Below are 5,885 nucleotides of genomic sequence, written 5' to 3'. Positions count from 1 at the left end.
GAAGGTGCGCGGCTTCCGCATCGAACTGGGCGAAATCGAGGCCGTCCTCCAGCAGGCCCCGGGCGTCCAGGAGGCCGTCGTCCTCGCTCGGGAAGACGCTCCTGGCGACAAGCGCCTCGTGGCCTACTTCGTGCCCACCGCCGCAGCACGGTCGGAAGAACAGGCCGCGAATGCAGTGGGAGGCATCCGTGCATTCCTCAAGGCGCGGCTGCCCGATTACATGCTGCCCGCGGTGTTCATGCCGCTGGAGGTCCTGCCGCTGTCCCCCAACGGCAAGGTGGACCGCAAGGCGCTGCCCGCCCCGTACGCGGACCTGAATCGGACAGGAACGCCGTTCGAAGCACCGCGGAACGCCTCCGAGCAGACCCTTGCCGACATCTGGGCCGAGGTCCTGGGTCTCCGTCAGGTCGGCATCGACGACAGCTTCTTCGAGCTGGGTGGCGACTCCATCCGCAGCATCCAGGTCATCGCGAGGCTGCGAGAACAAGGCATGGAGCTGCCCACGCTGGAGCTGCTCCAACACCCGACCATCCGCGAACTCGCCGGTGTCATCAAAGCAACGAGCGTGGCCCCCGAGAGCCAGGTCGCGCCCTTCAGCCTCGTGTCTGAGACAGACCGTCAGCGGCTGCCCCAGGACGTGGAAGACGCCTACCCGCTGGCCGCGCTCCAGTCAGGCATGTTGTTCGAGAGCGCGCTGGATGCCTCGGCCGGCATCTACCACGACATGTTCAGCTTCCATGTGGAGATGGCGCTGAACGAACCGCTGCTGCAACAAGCCTTCCGGGAGCTGTTCGCGCGCCACGCCATCCTGCGCACGTCGTTCCACCTGGACGGCCATGAAGAGCCCCTCCAGCTCGTCCACCGTGAAGTGGAACCGCCGCTGAAGTTCGAAGACCTCCGGCACGTGGAGGCAGCCCAGCAAACGACCTACTTGCAAGCATGGGCGGAGAAGGAGCGCGTCCAGCCGTTCACCTGGAACCAGGCGCCGCTGATGCGGCTCTGCGTGCATCGGCGCTCGGCAACCACCGTCCAGCTGACCATCGTCTTCCACCACGCCATCCTCGATGGCTGGAGCGCCGCGACCCTTCTGTCGGAACTCTTCGGCCGCTATCTCGAATTGCTGGAGGGCTCGGACGCCCCCGCCGCGCCATCCCCCGCCGCCACCTACCGGCAGTTCGTGGCCTTGGAGCGCGAAGCCCAGAGCTCCCCGGAGAGTGAACGGTTCTGGCTGCGGCGCATGGATGGAGTGGACGCAGCAAGTCCGCGCCCGCTCCGGTCCCGGGACGACGAGCGCGTCCTGCACACCCACGACGTGCGCATCCCCGCTCCTCTCCAGCAGGCATTGCTACGCGTGGCTCACGAGGCGGGCGTGTCCCTCAAGACAGTGCTGCTGGCCGTGCATCTGCGCGTCCGCGGCTTCGTCGAAGGCAGCACCTCCGTCGTCACCGGCATCGTCACCAACGGCCGCCCCGAAGTCGTCGATGGCGAGCGGATGATTGGCCTGTTCCTCAATAGCGTCCCCTTCCCGGTGACGCTGCCTGGAGGCACATGGCTGGAGCTCATCCAGCAGGTCGCGAAGCATGAGCAGGAGCTGATGCCTCACCGCCGCTACCCTATGGCGCGGCTCCAGCAGAAGCGCGGCGGACAGCCGCTGTTCGACACGCTCTTCAACTTCATCCACTTCCACGTCGCGGGAGGGCTCTCCCAGCAGAAGGGCCTGCGCTTCGTCGACGAGATGCTGGGCGCCGCCTGGATGGAGCTGCCGCTCGGCGTCACCTTCACTCAAGACCCGGACACCTCGTCGCTATCGGTCTCCATCGCCACCACGGGCACTCGGCACGAAGCGGAGCGAACGCGGGAGTTGGGACACTACTACCTGCGCGCGCTGGAGGCCGTGGCCGCGGGCGCGGGCAGCCACTACGAGCTGGCTGCGCTGCTCCCACCGGCCGACCGCGCCACGTTGCTGGAGACGTGGAGTGCCACGCGCCGAGAGGTCGCCTGGGAAGGATGCTTGCATGAGCGTTTCGAGGACCGCGCGGCCCTTTCTCCCGATGCCATCGCCGTGCTGGACGATGAGCACACGCTCACCTATGCCGAACTCAACCGCCGCGCCAACCAGCTCGCCTGGGCCCTGCGTGCCCGAGGCGTAGGGGCCGAGGCTCGTGTGGGCCTGTGCATGGAGCGCTCGGTCGACATGGTCGTCGGCGTCCTCGCCATCCTCAAGGCGGGCGGCGCCTACGTCCCCATGGATCCGGCCTACCCCGCCCAGCGCCTGGCCTACATGGTGAGTGACTCGAATGTCGGCTGCGTGCTCACTCAGCAGCGCGTCGCGGACAAGCTCGCCGGGCACAAGGTGGAGGTCCTCTGTGTGGATGACGCAGGGCTCGTGAGCGGTTCACGGGACGCGTCCAACCCGCCGCGACTCAGCGGGCCCCTGAACCTCGCCTACGTCATCTACACGTCGGGAAGCACCGGCATGCCCAAGGGCGTCATGGTGCAGCACGCCTCGGTGATGAACCTGCGCGCTGCGCTGGCGACCACCGCCTACGCAGGTGTGGACAAGCCCCTCCGCGTCAGCCTCAATGCGTCGCTGTCCTTTGACGCCTCCGTACAGCAGTTGGTGCAGCTCGCGGACGGACATGCGCTGTGCGTGGTGTCACAAGCGACACGCGAGGACACCCGCCTGATGCTGGCGTGGTTGGAGCGGCATTCCGTGGACGTCCTGGACTGCGCCCCCTCACAGCTGCGGCTGCTTCTGGACGAGGGCCTGGCCGCACACGGCCCTTTGCGCGTACTGGCCGGCGGCGAGGCACTGGACGAGGCGCTCTGGGCCCGGCTCTCCGCCCATCCCCACATCGAGTGCTTCAACGTCTACGGTCCTACCGAGTGCACCGTGGACTCCACGCTGCGTCCCGTGCGCGGAGCGTCCCTGCCTCCGTCGCTGGGCGGTCCGTTGGCGAACGCTCAGACCTACGTGCTGGACGCGTACCTGCAGCCTGTACCGGTAGGTGTGCCAGGCGAGCTCTACATTGGTGGAGCGGGCCTGGCGCGTGGCTACCTGAATCGTCCTGAGCTCACCGCCGACCGGTTCATTCCCAACCCCTTCAGCACGGCCCCCGGCGCCCGCCTCTATCGGACGGGAGACCGGGCTCGCTGGTTGCCCCAGGGCGAACTCGAGTTCCTGGGCCGCATCGACTTCCAGGTGAAGCTGCGCGGCTTCCGCATCGAACTGGGGGAGATTGAGTCCGCGCTGCGCCAACACCCCGCGGTTCGCGACACCGTGGTCCTGGTCCGCGAAGACACGCCAGGGCTCCAACGCCTGGTGGCGTACGTGGTCGAGGAGGCGGAGGCCACCACCGTCATGGACTCCGGCACGTTCCGCCCGTTCCTCAAGGAGCGGCTGCCCGAGCACATGGTGCCCTCGGCCTTCGTCACCGTGGAGGCCCTGCCACTCACCCCCAATGGCAAGCTGGACCGCAAGGCACTGCCGGCACCGGAAGTTCCTCGGCACGCCGCCACGCGCCCGCTCAGCACGGAAACGGAACGTCGTGTCGCCGCCCACTGGGCCACGCTGCTGCACGTCGGGACGGTCAACGCCGAGGATGACTTCTTCGCACTCGGGGGCCACTCGCTCCTGGCCACCCAGTTGGTGACGCGGCTACGGCAGGACTTCGGCGTGGACCTGCCGCTTCGGGCCCTCTTCGAGCAAAGCACGGTGGCGGCGCTTGCCGCGCGTCTGGACTCCGAGCGGGCTCGCGGCACCGCGAGTACCCTACCAGCCATCCGTGCCGCGCCACGCGATCGACCACTGCCCCAGTCCTTCGTCCAGCAGCGACTGTGGGTGATGGAGCAACTGACGCCCGACACCGCGACGTACAACAACCCCGCGGCGGTGGCCATCGACGGAGCGCTCGACATTCGCGCGATGGAGCAGTCCCTGTTGCGAGTGGTGCAACGACACGAGGCGCTGCGCACGACGTTCCGGAACGAGGGGGACCTGCCCGTACAGGTCGTCCATCCAATCACGACGCTGGAGTTGCCCATCACGGACATCTCCCCCCTGCCTGAAGGTGAGCGTGATGCCCGGGCTCGTCAGCTCGCGAACGAGGAGGCCCATCTCCCGTTCAATCTGGTGCGCGGCCCGCTCTTCCGGGCACGCTTGCTCCGGCTCGCTTCAGACAGGCACGTCTTGTTCGTCACGATGCATCACATCGTGTCTGACGGCTGGTCCGTGGGCGTGTTGGTACGGGAGGTGGCGGAGGGCTACGAAGCCGCCGTCCAGGGCCGCGAGGCACAGCTGCCCCCGCTTTCGGTGCAATACGCCGACTACGCCCTCTGGCAGCGAGAATGGATGCAGGGGCCGGTGCTGGAGTCACGGCTGGACTACTGGCGTGAACAGCTCGCTGGAGCTCCCGCGGCCCTGGAGCTGCCTACCGACAGGCCGCGCACGGCGGTGCAGACGTACCGGGGAGCCCTCCTCCCGGTGAAGATGCCCGCGAAGCTCTCCGAGGCAGTGACTGCACTGGCGCGCCGTCAGGAGGCGACGCCCTTCATGGTCCTGCTGGCGACCTGGCAGTTGCTGCTCTCTCGCTACTCCGGTCAGCAGGACCTCTGCGTCGGTTCGCCCATCGCGGGCCGCACCCGGCCGGAGCTGGAAGGGCTTATTGGCTTCTTCGTCAACACGCTGGTCTTCCGGGCCCGCATGTCGCCGGAGCTCACCTTCCGTGAGCTGTTGGCCCAGGCAAAGGCGGCGGCGCTGGGCGCGTCCGAACACCAGGACGTGCCGTTCGAAAAGCTGGTCGAGGTGCTGCAACCCACGAGAGAGCCGAGCCGTTCGCCGCTCTTCCAGGTCACCTTCACCCTGCAGAACACGCCGCCCGTACACCTGGAGCTGCAGGGGCTATCGTTGCGTGTGCTGGAGACGGAGCTGGAGACCGTCAAATTCGACTTGAGTCTCTTGCTGGAAGAGACCCCAGAAGGGCTCTCTGGCGCGCTGAACTACAACACCGACCTCTTCGATGCCTCCACCGCCGAGCGCATGATGGGGCACTTCCGCACGCTGCTGGAAGCCATCGTCACGGATGAGAACCGGCGTCTGGCCGAGTTGCCCCTTCTGCGCACCGAGGAGCGTCAACAACTCCTGGTCGACTGGAACGCGACGTCCGCCGTGTTCCCGCGCGAGACGCCGATTCACGTTCTCTTCTCCGAGCAGGCGGCTCGCGCGCCAGACGCCATGGCGCTCATCAGCGGTGAGCGCGTCGTCACCTACGCGGAGCTGGACCGCCGCTCCAATCAGCTCGCGCACCATCTTCGCGCGTATGGCGTCTCCCGAGGCACCCGCGTGGGACTGTGCCTGGAGCGCTCGCCGGACATGGTGGTGGGCCTGCTCGCCATCCTCAAGGCTGGCGGCGCCTACGTGCCCATCGACCACCACTACCCCGCTGAACGCATCTCCTTGCTGCTTCAGGAGGCTGGCGTCAGCGTGTTCGTCACGCAGGAGTCGCTCGCCGATGAGCTCCCCAGCTCGGGCGGGTTGATGGTGTGCGTGGACACGGACGCGGACCTCATCGCCGCGTTGCCACATGACGCGCCGCCCTCCGTGGCCGTGGGCGGTGATGACCTCGCTTACGTCATGTTCACCTCCGGCAGCACCGGCCGGCCCAAGGGCGTCTGCATTCCTCACCGCGCCGTCGCAAGGCTCGTCCTCGCCAATCCCTTCATCCACTTCGGCCCCGACGAAGTCTTCCTCCAACTGGCCCCCGTCGCCTTCGACGCTTCCACCCTGGAGCTCTGGGGCGCCCTGCTTCACGGCGCGCGCCTCGTCCTCGCTCCGCCTCACACGCCTTCTCTGGACGAACTCGCCGCGCTGCTGACTCACCACCGCG

The 5,885-nt window shown here is 67.6% G+C and carries 1 protein-coding gene; it reads left to right on the top strand.

The window, feature by feature from the left end; genetic code table 11:
* A partial coding sequence (locus HNV26_RS36530) for a non-ribosomal peptide synthetase (RefSeq protein WP_171453009.1) occupies positions 1–5,885 on the top strand: 5,885 nt, incomplete at both ends.

The sequence above is a fragment of the Myxococcus xanthus genome (genome assembly GCF_013116825.1).
Classification (GTDB): Bacteria; Myxococcota; Myxococcia; order Myxococcales; family Myxococcaceae; genus Myxococcus; species Myxococcus xanthus_B.
This window is presented reverse-complemented; position numbering and strand designations above follow the sequence as displayed.